General features: G+C 70.3%; 14 protein-coding genes. 2 read left to right on the top strand and 12 right to left on the bottom strand.

The window, feature by feature from the left end:
* The coding region (locus VGH85_03735) for a GAF domain-containing sensor histidine kinase (protein HEY2172902.1) at positions 1-981 on the top strand (981 nt) is incomplete at its 5' end.
* A 58-nt stretch (positions 982-1039) separates the two neighbouring features.
* On the opposite strand, the gene VGH85_03740 is transcribed toward VGH85_03735, so the two are convergent.
* Complete coding sequence (locus VGH85_03740) at positions 1040-1411, bottom strand: response regulator transcription factor (GenBank protein HEY2172903.1); 372 nt, start codon at positions 1409-1411, stop codon at positions 1040-1042.
* A gap of 208 nt (positions 1412-1619) precedes the next feature.
* Here VGH85_03740 and VGH85_03745 point away from each other — a divergent pair, with 208 nt between their 5' ends.
* The gene (locus VGH85_03745; protein ID HEY2172904.1) at positions 1620-2840 is read left to right on the top strand and encodes a Gfo/Idh/MocA family oxidoreductase; all 1221 of its coding nucleotides are present in this window, start codon (positions 1620-1622) and stop codon (positions 2838-2840) included.
* A gap of 29 nt (positions 2841-2869) precedes the next feature.
* On the opposite strand, the gene VGH85_03750 is transcribed toward VGH85_03745, so the two are convergent.
* The 11 genes from VGH85_03750 to VGH85_03800 all read right to left on the bottom strand — a co-directional run.
* Positions 2870-3712: a phytanoyl-CoA dioxygenase family protein gene (locus VGH85_03750; GenBank protein HEY2172905.1), complete on the bottom strand. Its 843-nt coding sequence runs from the start codon at positions 3710-3712 to the stop codon at positions 2870-2872.
* A 91-nt stretch (positions 3713-3803) separates the two neighbouring features.
* The gene (locus VGH85_03755) at positions 3804-9521 is read right to left on the bottom strand and encodes a DUF4157 domain-containing protein (protein HEY2172906.1); all 5718 of its coding nucleotides are present in this window, start codon (positions 9519-9521) and stop codon (positions 3804-3806) included.
* 16 nt (positions 9522-9537) lie between these two features.
* A complete protein-coding gene (locus tag VGH85_03760) occupies positions 9538-11589 on the bottom strand; it encodes a hypothetical protein (protein ID HEY2172907.1) in 2052 nt (683 codons plus the stop codon).
* Between the two features lie 29 nt (positions 11590-11618).
* Positions 11619-11975 (bottom strand): hypothetical protein, encoded by a 357-nt coding sequence (locus VGH85_03765; GenBank protein HEY2172908.1) that lies wholly within the window; start codon positions 11973-11975, stop codon positions 11619-11621.
* Complete coding sequence (locus tag VGH85_03770; GenBank protein HEY2172909.1) at positions 11975-12217, bottom strand: hypothetical protein; 243 nt, start codon at positions 12215-12217, stop codon at positions 11975-11977. Before VGH85_03770 ends, VGH85_03765 begins: the two co-directional genes overlap by 1 nt.
* Before the next feature lie 31 nt (positions 12218-12248).
* Complete coding sequence (locus VGH85_03775; protein ID HEY2172910.1) at positions 12249-13919, bottom strand: phage tail protein; 1671 nt, start codon at positions 13917-13919, stop codon at positions 12249-12251.
* Positions 13920-13927: 8 nt separating this feature from the next.
* On the bottom strand, positions 13928-16075 hold the full coding sequence (locus tag VGH85_03780; GenBank protein ID HEY2172911.1) for a putative baseplate assembly protein: 2148 nt from the start codon (positions 16073-16075) through the stop codon (positions 13928-13930).
* The gene (locus VGH85_03785; protein ID HEY2172912.1) at positions 16072-16461 is read right to left on the bottom strand and encodes a GPW/gp25 family protein; all 390 of its coding nucleotides are present in this window, start codon (positions 16459-16461) and stop codon (positions 16072-16074) included. The genes VGH85_03780 and VGH85_03785 overlap by 4 nt, the downstream gene beginning before the upstream one ends.
* 10 nt (positions 16462-16471) lie before the next feature.
* A complete protein-coding gene (locus tag VGH85_03790; protein ID HEY2172913.1) occupies positions 16472-18142 on the bottom strand; it encodes a phage baseplate assembly protein V in 1671 nt (556 codons plus the stop codon).
* Positions 18139-18888, bottom strand: coding sequence for a LysM peptidoglycan-binding domain-containing protein (locus tag VGH85_03795; protein ID HEY2172914.1), 750 nt, complete (start codon positions 18886-18888; stop codon positions 18139-18141). Before VGH85_03795 ends, VGH85_03790 begins: the two co-directional genes overlap by 4 nt.
* Before the next feature lies 1 nt (position 18889).
* A partial coding sequence (locus VGH85_03800; protein HEY2172915.1) for a DUF4157 domain-containing protein occupies positions 18890-19819 on the bottom strand: 930 nt, incomplete at its 5' end.

A 19819-nucleotide genomic window follows, 5' to 3' on the forward strand; every position in this document is an offset into this window, starting at 1 on the left:
GACCGGCCGCACCCGTTCCAGCCGGGCACGCAATGGCCATACGATGCGTCAGGGCTGGGCGCACGAGTGCGCCAGACGGGTCGCGCGGGAAGGGTGGTGGATTATTCACGCCGGCCCGGTGCCTTCGCCGCCACGGCGCGCGCGATGGGGCTGCATAGCGTCGCCGCCGCGCCGATCGTTGTCGACGGAGCCGTGTGGGGATTGGTGACGATCGCGTCCACGGACGGGTCCATCCCCGATCACGCGGAGGGTCGTCTCGCCGAGTTCACCGAGCTCCTGGGAACCGCCATCGCCAACACCCAGAGCCGCGCCGAGCTGTCCGCTTCGCGTGCCCGGATCGTCGCCGCCGCCGACGAGACCCGCCGGCGGCTGGAGCGTGACCTGCACGACGGCATTCAGCAGCGCCTTGTCTCGCTGGCCCTCAACGTCCGCACCATCGAGACGATGTCACCCAGGCCCTCAGGTGAGATGCAGGGCGAGCTATCGCTGCTGGCCGACGGTCTCGGGACCGTGCTGGACGAACTGCGGGAGATCTCGCGCGGCATCCACCCAGCCGTGCTGTCCGAGGCCGGGCTCGGCCCAGCACTCAAGGCGCTCGCCCGGCGCTCCGCGATACCGGTCGAAGTCGAACTCGGCCTCGCCTCGCGGCCCACGGAGCGGCTCGAAGCGGCCGGCTACTACATTGCCTCCGAGGCACTTACGAACGCCGTAAAGCACGCGCTGGCGTCGGTCGTCACCATGAGGGTGGACGGTTGCGACGGCGACCTCACGCTCTCGATACGCGACGACGGCATCGGAGGCGCCGAACCCAGCCGCGGCTCCGGCATCATCGGTCTTAAAGACCGGGTCGAGGCTCTCGGCGGAACAATCTCGATCCTCAGCCCTCCCGGCCATGGCACAACGCTGCACGTCCACCTGCCCGCCGGCCCCAGCGCCGAACCCAAGGCACCGCGGACCGGCTCTCCGGACGCTAGCCCCTAGTCATCACTAGCCAGCCGCGGCGGACCGCGAGTTCAGCGCGAGCGACGGTCGACGGGTCTCATTCCTCGCCGCCATCGACGATCCGCCGGATTGCGTGGGCCGAAAGTTCCCCCTTCGACAGGAACCCCGCCACACGGGTCTCGGCAATGAGGTCTGCGAAGTCGTCCTTTGCGTGGGTGGAAATCAGGATCACCGCCGGCCCGCCGCCGCGGTCGTGTTCGGCCAGGCGTCGGGCAATGTCGAATCCGCTCTCATCGCCGAGGTTGAGGTCGACGAGGACGACGTCCGGGCGGAGCTCCGCTGTTTGCTGCAGCGCCTGCGCCACGGTGGCCGCCAAGCCGACGACGCGCAGACCATCGCGCTCCAGGAGACCCTGAGCAGCCTCCAGGAACAACGGGTTGTCGTCCACAATCAGGACACCGAATGCCATACGAACAGATTTTCAGTGCACAGCGCGCCATGCATTGCTGCTAGCAGGAATCCGGAGACCGGCCCGGGTGCCAACGCCGTAGTCCCGGGTCACGCTCCCGGACAGGGCGCCAGGGAAGCACGGTGAAGGGTGGGCACCCTCCGGCGACCCGCTGCAGTCGCCCGGGTTCTAGGATCGACACGGCCCATATGACGTGAAGGGAAGTTTGATGAGGATTGGCGTAGTTGGGACGGGACAGTTCGCGCGCAGCTTCATCGCGCTCTGGCAGCTGCATCCCGAGGTCGAGGCCGTCTATGCCTGCGACGTCGTCCCCGAGCGCGCCCGGGAGCATCAGCAGAAGTACGGCCTGGCGGGTGTTTTCACCACGGCCGAGGAGATGTTCGCCTCCGACCAGGTTGACTCGGTCGCGATCATGACCCAGCGCTGGACCCACGGCCCGCTGGTGTTGCAGGCGCTCGAGGCGGGCAAGCACGTCTACTCCGCCGTTCCGATGGCGATCAGCGTCCAGGACGTCAAGGCCATCGTGGAGAAGGTCGACCAGACCGGCCTGATCTACATGATGGGTGAAACCAGCTACTACAACCCAGCCGTGGTCTGGGCGCGCGAGAAGGTCGCTGCCGGTGACTTCGGCCGCGTCTTCTACGCCGAAGGCGACTACGTCCACGACATGGAAAACGGCTTCTACGCCGCGTACCAGTACAGCGGCGGCGATGACTGGAAGAAGACCGCTAGCTACCCGCCCATGCTGTACCCAACCCACGCGATCGGCGGCGTACTCGGTGCACTTCCGACGCATGCGGTCTCCGTCAGCTGTATCGGCATCCGCGACGACCGCGGTGACGGCGTCTTCGATGCGACCGTGTCGCAGTGGGGCAACGAATTCTCCAACATGAGCGCCCTGTTCGAATTGGCCGACGGCGCAGCGATGCGGACCAATGAGTTCCGGCGCGTCGGCTACTGGAACGGCCATGAGTCCCGCTTCCGGTTCTACGGCACCGACCAGGTCATGGAGCAGACCGGGCACGGGGCGACGCTGAGTGTCAAGACCGAGGGCGAGGACTACGCCAAGGGCAAGACGGTCGACATCAGCGATCTGTTCTACACCGGCACGAAACAGGTGCCGGATGACTTCGGCGACGTCGATCCGGCGCTGCTGCAAAGTTTCGCCTCCGGCAACGCCAAGGTGCAGGACCGCAGCCGGCTGCCCAAGGAGTTCGAGAGTGCGCACAACGGCCACGAAGGCGCCCACCACTTCTTGGCCGACGACTTCGTTCGCGCCGTCACCACCAAGACGCACCCGCCGGTGAATGCCTGGCGTGCGGCCCGGTTCACCCTGCCCGGCGTTGTCGGCTACGAATCGGCGAAGCAAGCCGGGGCCCGCCTCGACGTACCCGACTTCGGCGACGGGCCGGAGGATCCGAACTGGTAACGGGACAGCCCTGAGTCTTCGCGGCTGACTCAGCCCGTGCGGCGGTAGAGCTCCGGGTTGCGCGGGCCGGACGGCTTGTCGCCCGGCGCGAGCCCGGGCAACCAGGTGGCGTAGTCCGACCGTTGGTTGTCGTTGGTGGCCTCGACGAGCTCCATGTCGGCGTCGACGTAGATCACCGTCATGACCCGGCGCGGGATTTCGGTGCGGTTGGGCTCGGCTCGGTGGAAGGTCCAACCAAGGTGGTAGCTGACATCGCCGAGTCGGTAGGGCTCGTCGTAGACGGGGAACCCCTGCGCCGATAGCTCCCGCTGCAACTCAGACTCCGACTGGTCACTGATGCCGAGATCCCGGCCGAATGTGAAAGCCTGACTTCCCACCGAGAAGGCCAGGGGCCCCATTTCGGCTGGTGTCTCCTGCAACGGCACCCAGACCGTGCAGCAGCGGTCGGTCGCGAACGGCCAGTAGAACTCGTCCGCGTGCCAGGGCGTGATGCCGCCGCCGGCCTCCTTGTAGAGGGCTTGATCGTGATAGAGCGCGACCGCCTCGACCCCGAGCAGCTCGGCGGCGATGCGCGCCAGTCGTGGCGCGAAGACGAACTCCCGCACCGTCGCGCTGTGCTCCCACAGATTTTCCACCTGCAGAAAGGCCTTGTCATACGTCGACCGTTCGGGCAACGGCAGGTGCATCGTGTTGCGCTCGATCACCTTGTCGGTGATTTCGGGCTCGTACGCCGCGATCGTCTCCGGCGACAGCACGCCGGGCAGCCGCACGAAGCCATCCTTGTCGAACCGCTCCTGCGAGCCGGCCGGCAACTGGTAGCGCTGGCCGAGCTCAGTGACTGCCGGAGTGTGCCTGGAGGTCTCGGTCGACACGACCGCCCCTTTCGATGGGATCCGGTGAGTTTCGTTCATCGTCTCGCGCCGCCGCGGCGTGAGACGGGCGGGGTGGCTGCAGGATCATGGGTCAGCGCGGTGTGGAGGGGACACGGGGACGAGAAGTCCACTGGTCGCGCGTCATCCACGGCAGGTCGCCGAACTTGACGGCGGTCAGCGGAGAGTCGGTGCTGAGAAGGACCTCATACATCGCCTCGCGGGTGGCCTGGTTGGGCACCCTGACGTATTCGATGAGGTGGACCGCGCCGCCGGCCGGCGCCTCGAAGCCCGGCAACGTTTCGGCTCGGGCGGCCGCGATCCCGGGCTGGTCCTTCTTACCGTCGGCGAGGTGCGTGCGAGCGAGAGCGACATCGCCGGCGTCGACCCTTGCGCCCGTGTCCGCCGACAGGCGGTTGGACTTCTGCTCCACGAAGTTGCGGACGCCCTGGACGACCCGGTCCGAGGAAGGCATCTCGTAGTCCGGCAGCGTCGTCTCGGGTGGCTTCGCAGGGTCTGAAACCGGATGCGGCAACCGCACGCCCCGCCGTGCGCCCTCCGGCAGGAACAACGCCTCGCTCAGCGCCCCGGACGCCTGGTTGGCGATGCCTTGCCAGTCGCCGCTGAACCCGGTGTCGCGCGCGAAGCGGATGTAGTCGTCCAGCAACGTCAGGCGCTGCTCGCGGGTCATGTGGTCGTATTGCCCGCGCCGTGCCAGGGATCGGACCTGACTGATGATCGCGACCCGTTCGATCAGCTCCGCCCGAGTCGGAGGGTTCTCCCCTTGGGCGGCCGAGGCATACCACTCGGGATGGGTGTCGACGAAGCTCTGGGCGTCCGCGACGAAGCCACCCCACAGCGCGTCGTCGCGCGACGCCTGTATCTCGGGGCCCCGCCGCGGCCGGGGCGCTCTCGGTGGCGCCGGAATGTCCAGCACCCGCTCCCGCGCCCGTGTTCCACGGGCGTTCAGGACTGCCTCGACGAGGGCCTCGCCCTCGGCCGGGGACTGCGCCACGCGTGCGGCCAGCCGCTCGAGCACGGTGTGGCTGCGACCGCCGAGCTCCGTCTTGTACAGCGCCCGCCAGATGGCCGAGCCGTAGGTGTCGATGAGCGCGACGACGTCCGGCCGGCTCAGTAGGTTCCAGTGCTGCTCCTGCAACCCGCGCAGTTGCAGCAAGGGATCTGCGAGCACGCGCATGAGCGCGGGCAGCTGTTCGGCTGGAACACCGCGCAGGTGCTTGGCGATCGTTGCCGGATTCGTCGTGCCGGCCTGCTGCAGGTGCGCGAGAGCCGCCTGAGTCGTGGGTTCGGCCAACAGTGGTTCGATGCGCGCGGCGAACTCCCCGATGTCGCGCAATTCCCCCAGCGGGCGGCGCTCGACCAACGCGGCGGCACCGTCGCCCGCGAACGAGTGCAGCGCTCGCATCTGGCCGACATCCAGCCCCGCGTCGGACATCCTGGCAGCCTGCTGCGCGGTGAACTCGGTGCCCTCGAGACCGTTCAGCAGTTCCCGGTCCAGATCGAGCAGCCGCTGGTCGGCCTCGGCGATCCGGGCCGGGTCGCCGGTCTCCGCGGCCTCCCGCGCTGACTGTTCGCGGGCGGTGAGCTCCTGACGCCGGTTCCGGATCCGCGGCGACTCGGCCGAACCAGCTCCGGGGGCCCGGACCGGGGCCGGGACCTCCTGTCCGGACCGGACCGGTCCGGAGCCCGTCGCTCCGCCGTCGCCGGCGGGCGGCTGCGCCCGCGGCGTTTCGGCCGCCGGGCTGGGCTCGGTGCGGCGCGCTCCCGGGAAGGCGTCGGCGACGTGCGCCGGGAGCGGCTCACCGGTCCTGGCCGAGAAGTCGGCCAGGTAGTCCTCGATCGTGGCGTACCGCTTCCGGTACCTCGCGCCCCCGGGGAGAGCGATGTCCACCTCGTAGGGTCGTGCCGTGTCCGGGTGATAGGCGTATTCGGTCACCTGTTCCCCGCGCGCGCCGTGCAACCGGATCCTGCCGCGCGCTACCCGGCCGGTTCGCTGGGCTTCGGCCGCGACGACGAGGAAGTCCCCGTCGGGGCCGCTCGGCCACCGTGCGCGGTTCGGGGTCTGCCCGGTCGTGCGGTCGGCGGCATGGCTGTGCTCCTCCAGCACCCAGCGCCCGGTGCGGGCCCGGTCGGGCAGGATCTCGTGCCAGTCCGGGTTGGCCTCACCCAGCTGCACGGCCGTCGCGTCGCCGATCACGACGAGGAAGTCGCCGCTCTCCACGTTGCGCAGCAGCGCCACCTCGGCGTACGGCGTCGACCGAACCGCGTTGCCGAACAGGTCGGTGGCGTACCGGCGGGACAGGCTGCGGCCCTCGGGGGCCATGATCACCATGCCGTGCTCGATCGCGACCTGCTCCAGGCTGTCGTGCCCGGACGGTGCGGTCTGCTCGTCGGCTCTGGCGGGTTGGGCCGGGCTGCGCTCCTCGACCGGCGGGAGTTCCGGTTCCGCCGGCCGCCGGCCCTCGCGGGGGGTTGCCGCGTGTTGGATCATCTGGGCCGCGCCCACGGCGAGTTGCAGTGACTGGTTCGCGGCATCGAGGAATGCCTCGGCGGCGAGCGCCGCGCGCTCGCCGGGCGAGGCGTCCGCAGGAATCGCCTTCAAGCGCTGCACATAACTGACGGGCACCATGACGAGCGATGTGCCCATCTGGACGTAGCCGTAGATCTCGACGCCGCGCTCGACCCAGTCCGCCGTCCGCACGAACCGGGACCCCGCCGGCACAGCCCCGGCGATCGGCCCGGCGATGCCGGCCGCAGCACCGACGATCGCGAAGACGTCCATCGCCGTCGTCAGGTCCAGCTCCAGGTAGCCGCCCTCGTACCGTCGGTACATCCGGTGGGCGGCGACGACCCCGCCGGCCACGCCGCCGACGACTCCCAGCGCCAGCGCGGCCGGTCCGGTCACCACGAGGCTCGCGATCGCAGCCGCCGTCGCGAGGCTCTCCAGCCGCTGCAAGGACCGCGCGTCGAAGCCCGGGTGCGCCCGCAACCGGTTCGGAACCAGATGGCCTTCCAACTGCCCCAGCAGGACGTCCGGTAGCCGGATCCCGATCTCGCCGCGCCCGTAGGGAACCTCGTCGGCGAAGTTCTGGAACGCCCGACTGATCGCCTCGGCCCTGCCGGCCGCGCCGCGGCTGGTGCTACTGCCGGGGTACCGATCGCGATGCCCGCTTACGGAGACGTCGATGAGCACCCACCGCTGGTGGCTGTCCGTGCTGTCGGCCAGTTCCGCCAACTGCATGACGACAGGCAGGACACGCCCGTCGGCGTCCGGGACGAAGGCGACCTGCGGGTGGTAGCCAGGGTCCTTGAGGTCAGTGACCTCCCTGAGGGTCCGCTGCTGCACCTCCGTCTGGGCCACCGCAGCCTGCAGCCTGGCGAGCTCGTCCGCAGCCGTGACGTGTCGCATCTGCAGGTCGACTCTCAGGACGCGCGCGTCGTAGTCGGTCCAGGTCTCCGGCGGCGTCCCGGCGGACTCCAGCGCGATCAGCCGACGCACCAGCTCGATCTGCTGCCGTCCTGCCTCCGCCTGCGCACGCAGGGAGGTCGGCAGGTCGGCGCGCTCGAGTGCGGTGAGCCTGTCGACCACGGCCTGTTGGTCCCGGACCTCCTGCTGCAGGTCGGCCTGCTGGTCCGCGGGTGCCTGCTGGGCTTTGCCCGCCAGCTCGGCCAGCGACGCCTGCGCTGCCTCCAGCTGGGTCGGGGCGACCATGCTGCGCGCCAGTTCCTGCGGCGACTGGACCCGCAAGGTGTACGCGGCGACGCTGGGTGCCCGGACGAAGGGGTGCGGGTTGCTTTTGGTGGCGTACACGGGGCCATGGGAGCTCACGCAGGTGACGAGGTAGACGCCGGATCGGTCGAACCTGATGACCTGCTCGTTGCTGGGCTGGCTGGCGAGGGCGACGAAGCTTCGGATCAGGGTGCCAGCGCCCCGGACCACTGTGTCCACGCCGACGAGATCGTGGGACGTGAGCAACTCGAGCGCGGAGGAGGACTCGAGGTCCTCGCCGATGTCCCCGAATCCCCTGTCGAGGGCGGCCTTCCCGGCTTCGCGGCGGTGTGCGCGGCGGCCCGCCTCGTCGGCGGCCGTCCCCGTCGTGTCCTGGATGCGAACGAAGCGCCAGGCGTAGCCCCGAAGTGCCATCGGGCCGAAGACGGCAAACTCACCCTCGATCGTCCAGTCGAGGTTCATGGTGAAGTGCAACGGGACATCGGTGACGCCGACAGCGGGCCCGTAGTAGCGGATCGACGACGGGAAGGCCGGCTGGTTCGGTGGTACTGCGTCCTCGTCGGGTTCGCCCTCGCCCGGCACCCCGATCGGGTCCGGCCCGGGCGCCGGTTTCGAGTCCGCCCGGCTCTTGCCCGCGTAGAGCACCCGGCCGGCCGTGACGATGCGCTCCCAGACGACGTCGGCGTCGTCATGCTCGCTCAGCCGGACGACGTTCGAGAACTCCGTCGTGCTCTCGCCCGACGTGCGGTCGACTGTTACCTGCTCGGCGGGTGTGTTGTCGGTGCGGCCGAGCGCGAGCCGCTTCGGGATGCCCTCCGCGGCCCACATCCGCCGCAGGGTCTCCGGCCGGGTGTCTCCGATCGTGTCCTTGGCCAGCGCGGCCAGCCGGAGCTGCTCGCTGTGCAGCCGCGTCTGCACCAGGGTGTTGATCCGGGTCGCCCATGCCGGGAGCGGTTCGCCTGCCTCCTCCGCACCGCCCCCGCCGCCCTCGCCGCTGCCCCCATTGTCCTGGGCAGAGCGCGTTGGCGTGACCTGCAGAACCACCCAGACGTGCGCGTCGACCGAATTCAGGTACTCGGTGTAGGTCGCCTTGTCCGCGGTCACGGGGGTGTCGATCATGTTGCTGATCGCCGGATCGGCGTCGCCGCGACCCAGCGCCAGCCATTGGTCGTGCTCGCCCTGGTATAGGCGCAGCAGCTGATGCTGGCCAGGCCGAGTGGCCTGCCCTGGCTTGTACACGCCGGGCCCGAGAGGGAACGCGTCCGACGTCAGCCGGACCGTTGCCTGTCGCTGTCCGGCGCGGTACAGCCGCATCGTGCTTCCGCTGATCATGATCACGCCGGCTCTTGCGGCTCCGATCTCGTATCCCTTGACCAACCAGTCAGTCACGAGCTTCACCATCCGGGCCTCGGACATGCTGGGTATGACCGGCTCGGGGGCTGCAGCTTTCGGTCCGGGTGCTGGTTGCCGGCGCACCATGCGCGCATTCGCGACGCCGCGCGCAGGTGTGGCCAAGCCCTTGCCCACCGCAGCTTCGACGGCTTCAGGCCGCCGGTCAGTCATACGGTGCGCCGCCTCGGCGATGCGGTCGGCCTGGTGCTCAGCGGGGGCGTCGACGTGGCCGACGGCGAGGGAGCCGCCACGCGGCAACGGCGGAGGGCCGTGCTCGACGACGTGACCGAGTTCGTGCATCAGCACGTCTCGCCCGTACGCCGAATCGGGATCCTGACCGGCGCCGAGGACGATGTCGTGCCCGACCGTGTACGCCAGGGCCTGGACCGCTCGCGCGGACTCGGCCGCGAGGTTCCCGGTGTGGATCCGCACCGACCCGAAGTCGTGCGTGAACCGGCGCTCCATCTCGGCGCGCAACGACGGGCCCAGCGGTTGCCCGGCCCCGGCGACGGTCGACTCGATCAGTGCCGCAGTGGCCCGGTTGCCCAGCCGTTCCTGCAGGTCGCTCAGGTCGGCGAACTCGTCCCGGACCGGTTCCGGCGCAGCGGGGCGGGAGGCCGGGGCACGGGTCGGGGGAGCCTGGGTGACCTGCGGCGCATGGTCGCTCACGGCCCCCGCCCGTCCGTCATTCCGTGCCCTGGTGAAGCAGTTCCTCGTACTCCGGGTGAGCGAACAGCTGCGGGCCGCCGCCGTGGACATGCGGGTGCAGGTATCGGCCCCGGGCGTCGTCGTTCTTGTCCTCCTCCACCTGGATCCGGTGCGCGGTGGCCCACGGGTCGCGACGGACGCCCAGCAGCAGCCAGCAGACGTCGGCTCCCGGCCGGTCCGATCGGATCCGGAATCCGTTCTCCTGTATGGGCTGCGTGACTGTCGCGGCGCCGATCTCGCCGAGCACAGTGAGATGGTAGGTGAACTGCTCGTTGAGCGCCTCGACGTAGGCCGGCAGCGAAACGACGGCCTCGCCGGAGTCGTCCGTGGTGACCGTGCCGCGGTAGACGTTGAGCATCTCCGGCGACTCGACGAACGAGTGCGAGAGGTACTTGTTCTCCGGGTCGAGCGGGTGGTCGATCCGGAAGCCGCCGCCGCCCTTCTGCAGGCTGCCCGTGATGGAGACGTCCCCGAAGAACTGACCCGCGGTCGGGCCGGCGCCGACGACGCCGACGTTCTTCCCCGAAGCGAAGACGCCTGTCGTGCGTCCCTGGGCGAACACGCCCATCATGCCGTTGGCGTTGACCGCAGATGCGAACAATGAATCCTGCGAGTTGGTCGCGGCGATCGCCGTTCCGTTGCTTACGACGCCGAGCTGGCCGCCCGGGCTCGCGGTGCCGATCCCGACCGCGTCGCCGCCGTCGAAGGCCACCACACTGCCGCCAGAGCGCACGAAGAGCACGCCGTTTCCCACGTCCCCGATGCGCGACCCGAACAGCGACAGCGTGGACGGACCATCCGGCCGTCCGTAGTCACCGGCGAAGTGCAATTCTCCCGAGGTCACGTTCATCGTCAGGCCCCAGCCCACCCCGACGCCGAAGAAGCCGACCTGGCTGTCGTTCGCCATTCCGACGAAAGCCCGGTCCGATGCCGCGCCGTCCTGGAAGAACCAGAGTCCGGCCGAGGCGTCGCCGCCCTGGCGCAGGCGCATCCGCCGGGCGACGTCGAGCCCCAGGCCCTCGCCGGTCGTCCCCACGGTGAGGAGGTCCCGCCCGGACCACAGCCGAGCCGTGCCGCCGCTGGCGTACCAGACCCATCGTTGGCCGGCGGAGGGAGCGGCGACGAAGCCGCCGACAGCCCGGTCGGCGAAGGAGAACCCGCCGCCCGTACCGCCGCTGTGCACGCCCTCGTTCCCCTCGACGTGCAGAACCGTCTTGGGCGGGCCGGCGGTACCGAGAACGAGACGCCCGCCCGCGGGCAGCAGCGACGCGGCCGCGAGTGCGGCGTCGATGCTGAGCAGCGTCACCTCAGGACCGCCGGCGGTCCCCGTGAGTGACAGGCCCCCGTCGTCCGGGACAGCGAGCACGGCCGCGGCCTGCTGCCCGGCCGAGGGCGTGGCACCGCCAGCGGTGACGGGACGGCGCAACTCGAGCCTGCCCGCCGGCAACCCGGCGAGGCGTCGCCGCGTGGCGTCCAGCGCAGTCACTGCATTCGCCGCGTCGAGGCTGACCCGGGCGAGGACCACCTCGGTCCCGTCGTCGGCCACCGAGGTCTCGATCCGCAGGCGCAGCCACGGCGCGTGCAGCAGTACCGGCGGGGCTCCGGCCTGCTCCTGGTCCTGCACCTCGCGGAAGGTCGCGGTGAGGAGCAAGGTGGCCGGGCCGAGGCCGTCGGTGGAGACGCTGACACCGGCTTCGCTCACCGGCACCGTCGCGATGTTGACGACCTGCGACGGGTCGGCAGCCGGGTCGACTACGGCGACGCCGCCGGGGGCGAGCGCGACGAGCCGGCCCAAGGAGTCCAGCGCGGCACCTGGTGAGACGCTCACGCCCGGCTGGCCCGTCGTCGCCGTAACGGTAAGACCGTCCGCGACGCCCCATGAATGCAGGCTCGATGCCGTCGAGCGAGCCAACGGCAGCAGGCCGCTCTCAACGTCCGTCAGGCTCTCGCCGTGGTTCGTCGAGCCGGCGCGGACAGTTCCCGTCGCCACGTTGAAGTACTGGCTACGGGTCATCGGGGTGGGGCTCATCGGGTCACCTCGTCCTCATCTGCCTCGGCCTACACGGCCGTGAGCTTGGTCTGGCCCGCGCTCCGGATGCTCCACGTCCCGACAGCTGCTGGGATCGCCTTCGGGTGGGTCGGTCCTCCGGCGTTGAGCAGGACCGCCGTCCCGCCGACGGTGAGCTTGGTGGCCACGCCCGCGGTTGCTATGTCGCTGACGCAGGGGGCCGGGCTGGGCGTGGTGGTCGTCGTCTGGTTGGTGCACAACGCGAAGTCCAACCCCGCCTCGTTGCCGCTCAGCAGGACACCCGCCCCGCCGACGGTGAGCCGCGCCGAGACCGACGAGACGGTCGCGCTGCCCTGATGGCTGCACGCCAGCGAACCCGCCTTGACGACGACCGCCGTCCCCGCCATCAGCCGACCCGCAGCACGGTGCCGGGCGCCGGAGCCTCGGGGTCCTGCGCGGCGACTTGCCCGGACAGCTCCGTCAGGACCTGGATCGCCCCACTGATGCGCAGCAGCGTTTCGCGGATCGACACCTCCTGCGCGACGAGCTCCTGCAGCCGGCGTTGGCCGACGTCGTACTCACGCTGCAGTTCGGCGAGCCGGGTCAGCGCCTGCTCGGTCATCGCGTCCCCTCCGCTGGGTTCTGTCATGTCCACCTCTCCTTTTGCTCTTCCGCCCGGCTCAGGCCTCGGTGATCGGCGCCCAGTACAGGTGCGCGGGCCGGTTCTGCTCGACGACGTCGCCGATGTTGGCCATGACGCGCTGCAGGAGCAGGGACCGCTGGTTCGGGTCGTCGGGAAGGTCGTCCCCGACGAAGTGGACGACGACGTCGAACCGGAACGGGTCGAGCCGCGGCCACACCGGGTTGATCGACGGCGGCGCCGGCAGTCCCGGATCGCAGATCACCAGTCGGTCGCTGTCGCGAACCATCCCCGTGGGGTAGACCATCGAGCCCGGCTCACTGATACGGGTCACCTGCGGGGCGGCGCCGAGGTCCACGCGGTGGACCGCCGCCGGTTCCGCGACCGCCCGGACGAACGGATCATTGGTGGCCGCGAACGGCTTGAGCCCGACGTCGAGCACGAACAGCCCACCGTCCCCGGTTTCTGCCAGGGCTGTCGGTGCGACGAGCGGGTTGTCGACCGGGAGCAGCGCCTTCTCGGTCCACGCCGGCGTAGTGCTGCGGTCGACCGCGACGAGGTTGCCGTGCAGGTCCTCCGCACCGGACGGCTCCTGCGGGCCGCCGTCGCCGACGACGAGCACGCCGTCGGGGCTCACCAGCAGCGACATCGGCTCGACGACCGTGGTCAGCCCGCGCTCGGACACCGTCGCAACGGCGCCCCCCAGCTTTACGGTGACGATCCGTGGCGGGTCCGGCGTGCCCAGGCCGCTGCCGTGGTGCAGAACGAGCAGGTCACCGTTCAGGTCGACAGCCATGGCGACCGGGGTGACGGGGGTCGGCTGGCCGCCGGATGCGGGGACGGTGAGCGTCGCGACTGCCGTCGCTTGCGCGGCGTCGAACGGCGCCGGGACGGCGAGCAGCGCACCGCGCGAGTCGACCCAGTAGACGGTCTCCGGTGCGCCGCCCACCGCCGGCCGGACCGCGATCGCCCACACTTGGCCGAACGTGCTCATGGGAGCGGTCGGCTGCGGCCTCGGTGGGACGCCCGCGAACCGGTGCGCGCCCGACGGCGAGATCTGCCAGACCCGGCTGGGCAGGGTGACCGGGACATGCGGGATCGCGGCCGGGATGCCGGTATCGCCGACGAAGAAGTCGCCACTGCTCGCGCGGGCCAGGCACCACGGCCGCACCGTCCCCTCCGCGACGACGGTCGACCCGTGCACCTGTGGTCCCTGCCCGACGAGGACCCCGATCGGGGCGAGCTCGTCCGGCCGTGGGACCGCGAACAGCACCCGGCTCCCGTCGTCGACGGCCACCCGGGTCCGGATCAGGCCGGGCGCGTAAAGGTCGAGGTAGGTCCGCAGCCCGGAGCGCAGACCGCGGCCGCGGTGCGCCTGCGCGATCTGGGCGGTGACCCGGCGCTGTTGGTACTCGTCCCAGATCGGCTCCCCTTCGACGGTCGGGAAGCGCAGTGCGACCCATGACGCGAGCCAGGGGAGGAACGTCGCGGGCGTGCGCCAGGGGTCGAAGAGCGTGTCCACCCCGTCGATGACCTCGCTGACGGCCGCGTGCTCATGGTTGCCGTGCGGAAGGGCGACATCGTCCGGGATCCCGGTCAGGACCTTCTCCACGATCCGGAGCCAGCCGCCGACGGACAGCCCCGACGCGGGGTCGTCGTCCTGCCAGACGACGGGCGGAAGGTAGCTGAGGTAGGAGCTCGGCTCGCTCATCGTTGCTCCTACTGCGCCTGCGTGATCGACGTGACGGTGTGGGCGCTTGGGTCGGCGGCGCAGACCAATTCGTAGTCCGTGAGCCGGACGGAAGCCCCGAAGTTGGGCTGCCAGAACGGCCGCGCCTGCGTCGGGTCGGCGCTGCCGACGTAGGGCGGGACACCGGGTTTGATTTGAAGGCTGGAGATGTAGCCGAGATCGGAGGCAGGCATGATCGCTTGGAACAGGTCGGAGCTGAACACGGGCTGTCCGACCTGCCAGCCGGCACCGTCAGCGCCGCCGCGGGTGGGGTGCAGGAAGGCAGTGATCCGGTCGAGGGTCTGGCTGTGCACGGGATCCTTGAACTCGTCCCGCCAGACGACGATCTCGGCACTGACCACGATCGGGCAGTAGCGCGGACCCGTCACCTGCACGTGGGCGCCCACGTCGCGCCGCTGGTCGAGGTAGGCGAGGACCTCGGCGAGCAGCTCCGGGGTCGGCGCGGGTCGGGTCACCGCGGGGCCCTGGTCAGGGACGACGACGACGTTCACATTGCCCGGAGCGCGGATGATCGCGGCATAGGTCCAGGGCGTTCCGTCGATGGCCACCTTCGGGGTCAGGCAACGCGTGATCACGACCTCGTTGCTGGCTTCCCGGGCCAGGAACTCGTAGTCCTCCGCGGTGATCGCCCGATCGCGGATCTTCAGCTGGTCCGGGGCCCGGCGCAGGGTGTCCTCGACCGGCTCTTCGTCGGTGCCCTCCCCGGCTGCAGCCAGGTTGCCGACGCCGGTCAGGCCGGGGAGCCCGCCCCCGCCCGGAGCGGTGCCGAGGACGACCACCTGACCGGCGGCGACATTTCCCGCCGCGCCCTGGGCGACGTAGCGATACCGCGCCCGAATGGGACTGCCCGCCGGCGGCATCGAACCGTGCCCCTTCAGGCTCTGCGGGTCGTGGTCGCCGAAGGAGATCTCGCCGGTCACCGGGTTGGCCAGGAAGACCTTGCCCGCCCCCGGTGGAAGGTCGTCCACCGCACTCCATGCCTCCCACGTCGGAGGCACCCCGCTGCCGACCTCGACGACGAGGTCGGCGTACGGCGCATGCAGGTCAGGCCTGCGGTACAGCGGTCGCTTGGAGAGCTGGAAGGTCTGGAACGGGTCGCCCGTGCTCGTTCCGAGGATCTCCGGCGTGCGCAACGTGAGCGCTGTGCTCGCGCGGGCCGCGTTGAACAGCAGCCGCTCGACGCCGACGTCCACGGCCGCGGCGCCGGTGTTGACGAGCTTCAGGCCGAGCCAGAACCGCGGGTCACTGCGCGGTGACGTCGCCGTCGGCGGAACAGTCACCGTCGTCCACGCGGTCGATGCGGGACCGTTCGGCGCGGGGACGGCGCGTTGTGCGCCCCAGTCCGGCTGCGGGGTGACGACGACGTCGCCGTTGTGGGCCAGTCCTGCGGTGGCGTCAACGAGGGCCGCGTGGGCGTTCGGTCCGACCGCTTGAGTGGGGACAGGCTTCCAGGCCAGTGGTTCCGTGTTGCCGGTCGAGTAGGTCCACGTCACCGTCACGTCGGAAGTGGCCGGCCGCACCAGGCGTATTCCGAGCCGCAGCGCTTCGGTGGGTACGGCGTCGAAGCCGATGCAGAGCTGCGTCGTCTGCCCGGCGGGCAGGCTGAGCAGGCTGGCTCCGGCGGGGGGTCCGACGAGCGTGGCGGTGATGTCCGCGCCCGGCACGAGACCGGTCCCGGCGAAGGGGCCGAGTTGCACCACGGTGTCGAGCCGCTGCGGCACGACGTGCACGTCCTCGTCGGTCTCGAACACCATGGGGGCCTGGCCGGCGGAGGCCGCGGTCGATGCCTGGCTGCCGGCGGCGACGTCCACCGGGCCGGCGCCGCTCACAAAGGTGAGGAAGGTGCGCGCCGGCGTCGGCGGGTCGCGGGTGACCCCGAGCAGGTTGAGGAAGGCGATGTAGTTCTTGTCCGGCACCTGATTGAGCCGGTAGACAATGCCCTCGGCGAGCCAGGCGAACAGCTCCAGCAGGGTGATCCCCAGGTCGCTGGGGTTGTGGTCGGTCCACCCCGGCGCGTAGCGCGGGATCAGGGCTCGCATCTGGTCGACGAGGTCCTGCCAGGTGCGGTCGTCGAGGTCGGGCGGCAGGATCCGGCCCAGTTTCGCGTCGAACGTCATGACGCGGGCTCCAAGTAGAAGGGGTAGACGAGGTTGTGCACGTCCTGCGTGGCGCGAAGCCGGTAGACGATCGAGATGACCAGCACCGGCTCCGTGGCAGAGTTCTCCACGGCCACCTCGAGCACCTCGATCCGCGGTTCCCACCGGGCCAGTCCCTCGGCGACGTAGTAGCGCGCCAGGTTGGCGGTCGAGGAGTTGTTGGGTGCGAAGGACAGCGTGCGCAGATTCGATCCGAAAGTGGGCCGCATCAGTCGCTCGCCGTACTGGGTTCCGAGGATGAGCCGGATCGACTCCTCCACCTTGCGGGGGCCCGACGCCGTGCTCACGGCCGTGGCGTCGAGGCGCAGCGGGTAACTCAGCCCGCGGCCGTAGATCTCATCAGTCATCGCCGCCCCCTCACGACACGTCCACGCCGGTCTGACTCATGGCGATCGTGGTCGCCCCGCCGGCGGCCTGCAGAGTCACGTTGCCGCTGGTGGACGAGATCGAGATGTCGCCCTTGGCGGAGATGGTCAGGGAACTATGCGCGGTCACCGAGACGGCTCCGTTGCTGGAGTTCATCACGATCTCGCTGCCCGCCGAGTCCCGAAGGGTCAGCGACTTCGCCTGGGCGCTGTCGTCGAAGGCGATCGTGTGGCCGCCTTTCGTCTTGATCACCCGCCGGTTGTTGCCGCCGTCGGTGTTGCGTTCGGGCGGCCGCGCCTTCACGTTCCACAGACTGCCGAGGACGTACGGGTCATTGAAGTTCCCGTTTCGGAACGCGACGACCACCTGGTCGCCCTTGTCCGGCAGCGCGTAGAAGCCGCTGTCCGCGCCGGCGGCCGGCTGAACGCACGGCGCCCACTTGGTCACGACGTTGTCGGACAGGTCGGGGAACTGGACCTTGACCCGGCACAGCGGAGCCTCGGGTGGCGTCGCCGCCAGCTCATGGTTGTCGACGACCTCGCCGACGAGGACGCCGTAGAACTTCTGCTCCTGGTGGGGTGACGGCATCTCCACGACGTTCTCGCGCAACATGCCGACGAGGCTCGACTGGCCACTCTGGCTGATGACGAAGTCCGTGCGCATGCCGGAGGAGTCCAGCCGGTGCGTCACCTTGCGCACCCGGTAGGTGCCCGAGAATCGCTTGCCCACACCGCGGATCTCGAGGTACTGACCCGCGGCGAGCGATGGCAGTCCTACGCACGACCCCTCTCCCTCGTAGAGCCCTTCGAGCAGGTCGGCCAGCAGCGCGGTGGCGAGCTTGAGCGCATCCAGCGGGTCTTTCACCGAGTGCTCGCGGAACTCCGAGCGGACGAGCGAGGTGATCAGATCGGTGATGTTGCTGCCGAGCCGCTCCAGCAGGTTGCCGCCGTCGAGGTCGCCTGCGAGGGCAGCCGCGTAGATACTCTGCGCCAACTCCTGGTTGTACCCGCGGACCACCTGGAGTCCGGCGAGTCCCGCACCGGAGATCCGGGCAGAGAAGCTGGACAGGTTCCGGCCCCATTCCAGCACGTGTGCGGCGAACTGGGGCCGCGGGAACTGGAAGTGCAGCTGGTCCCACTCGACGTAGACGTCGAAGTGGTAACGCTGCGCGCGGGCCTTGAGGAAGGCGAAGTCGCTCTCCTTCTGGGTGATGTCGTCCGGCAGCTCGGGCGTCGGATCGATGATCGGGATGAGACCGTTCTCCACCGCGATCTGCGTCGCGATCAGGCTGTCCGTCGTCGTCGTGTACGTCGTGGGATCGGGCTGGTTACGCCGCAACTTGTAGGACTTGTCGTAGCCGGTCACCTGAATGGTCGGTGGACCGTCCTGCGGGAACGACGGCTCCACGGCGGCGATCTCGCCGAGGAAGGCGGGCACCAGGTCGGCGGCGTAGCCCAGGTGCACCTCGACGTTCTTGCCGATGTCCAGCAGCGCTGAGTCCAGCAGCACGTTGTCGGGGTTGCGGAGGACGAGGCTGAACGTGCCCGCCATGTCGAGGTCGGTCTCGACCGTGAGGCTCACGACCTGCTCGGTCAGGTCGGCCGCCAACGTCACACCCGAGAGCAGGATCTCGAAGCGTGGGGCGTAGAAGGGCTCGGTCACGGCGTCCGTCCCCCACTTGAGGTGCTCGTCGCGCCGCGCGGCGGGATGACCAGCGACCGGCCGACCCCGAGGTCGAACGGGTCGACGATCTGGTTGGCCTGCGCGATGAGCCGCCACAGCGCGGGATCGCCGAGGTAGGCGGCCGCCAGCCCGCTGAGGGTCTCGCCGGCGCTGGTGACGTGCACCGTGCCGGAGATGCCGACGACGGCGCCGGCCGCGTTCACCGCAGCCGAGACCGTGGGCGAGCCGAAGAACAGCCCTTGCCGGATCTCCACGTCCAGCCGCACGTACTCCTGGAAGCGGACCGAGAGCGTGGAACGCACCGGGGTGCCGTCGCTGAGGAACATCGTGAACCGCTGACCGGCATCGACGAGCACGCTCTGGAACTGCAGCCGGCCGAGGGAGAAGAGCAGCACCGGCGGTGCCAGCTCGCGGGAGTCCTTGTCGAGCAGCTGGACGATGGGCGCGGTGCGGGTGCGCACGTCCTCGCCGGTTTCGTAGGTGTCGAAGAACAGCTCCATCGACAGGGTGCGCGCCTTGCCCCGCACGTATTGGACGGGCGGTGTGCCCAGGCCGGGGATGCCGACCTCCGCGAAGGTGTTGCCCTGCTCCAGCTTCAGTTCCTCCGGGTTGTACATCACCCGGAAGCTCTCTCCGGTGAACGTGTTGAGGATCGTCGCCTTGGCGAGCTCGAGGCTCGCCGGGGGACGGACGGCCGCGCGGCGGATGACGGGCGGCTCGGGCATCTCATGCTCCTCGTTCGATCTCGGAGCGCAGCCGCTGCATGACCTCGGCGATCACGCCGCGGCGCAACGCATCCAGGTCCGGCGCCGGAGCGGCGGGCGTCAGGTCCCGCTCCACGCCCGCCCGCATCGCCGACGCCGGGACCGCAGCGACGGGCGGAGGCGCCGGCGGGGCGGCAGGTGCGGCGGGGGCGGCGTACGCCGTCGGGGTTGACGCGGGGGCGCCGATGGCTGCGATCGGGGACGGACCGGGTAGCAGGGACCGCTCCCGGGCTCTGGCGAGCGTCTCTTCGGATTCCGCGCCGACCGCCCTGCGCCAGGCCGCTCCCGGGTCGATCAGGGCGGCGACGTGGGTCGCCTCGTGGGCGAGCAACGCCACCCCCTCGTCGCGCCCGGGGGCCCAGCGCCCCTGCCGCAGGTAAACGTCCCGTCCCATCGTGACCGCGTCGGCGTCGGCGGCCCGGGCGTGCGCGTCGGCCAGCGGGCCGGTGTGCACCCGCATCCGGTCGGCGGCCGGCCCCACCTCGCGACGCAGTCTGGAGCGGACGTCCGCGGGGACCGCGCGCACCTCGCCGTCCGGCGCGTCGCCGTCGCGCTCTTCCTCCGATAGCCACGGCTCGGCTTGTGGGGCAACGGTGCTCGGGCCGCCGTCCGGAGCGGGTCGGTGCCGTGCAACCCGTCCCAGTTGGTCGGCTAGTTGGACGGGCAACTCGCTTCGTGAGGGTGGCGGCATCTCGGTTCGCTCGAATCGCTCGCCGAGGACGTCGACCATGTCCTCGGCGTGGCGCAACGTGACCGCGAGCGGGGCCGACCACGCGGGCCGAGGCGTCAACGCGTGCAGGCGGGTGCGAGCCAGCGCGTCCAGCCGTCGGCCCAGCGTCATCGCCGCCTTCTCGTCGTCGGTCACGGCGTCCCACCTCCTTCGTCTGCGTGC

The organism is Mycobacteriales bacterium (assembly GCA_036497565.1).
In the GTDB taxonomy this organism is placed as follows: Bacteria; Actinomycetota; Actinomycetes; order Mycobacteriales; family QHCD01; genus DASXJE01.

Bases quoted from the DNA above. Each gene is read 5' to 3' on its own strand.
- VGH85_03760 (HEY2172907.1), bottom strand. From the start codon at position 11,589: ATGAGCCCCACCCCGATGACCCGTAGCCAGTACTTCAACGTGGCGACG.
- VGH85_03780 (HEY2172911.1), bottom strand. From the start codon at position 16,075: ATGACGTTCGACGCGAAACTGGGCCGGATCCTGCCGCCCGACCTCGAC.
- VGH85_03785 (HEY2172912.1), bottom strand. From the start codon at position 16,461: ATGACTGATGAGATCTACGGCCGCGGGCTGAGTTACCCGCTGCGCCTC.
- VGH85_03745 (HEY2172904.1), top strand. From the start codon at position 1,620: ATGAGGATTGGCGTAGTTGGGACGGGACAGTTCGCGCGCAGCTTCATC.
- VGH85_03795 (HEY2172914.1), bottom strand. From the start codon at position 18,888: ATGCCCGAGCCGCCCGTCATCCGCCGCGCGGCCGTCCGTCCCCCGGCG.
- VGH85_03740 (HEY2172903.1), bottom strand. From the start codon at position 1,411: ATGGCATTCGGTGTCCTGATTGTGGACGACAACCCGTTGTTCCTGGAG.
- VGH85_03775 (HEY2172910.1), bottom strand. From the start codon at position 13,919: ATGAGCGAGCCGAGCTCCTACCTCAGCTACCTTCCGCCCGTCGTCTGG.
- VGH85_03770 (HEY2172909.1), bottom strand. From the start codon at position 12,217: ATGACAGAACCCAGCGGAGGGGACGCGATGACCGAGCAGGCGCTGACC.
- VGH85_03765 (HEY2172908.1), bottom strand. From the start codon at position 11,975: ATGGCGGGGACGGCGGTCGTCGTCAAGGCGGGTTCGCTGGCGTGCAGC.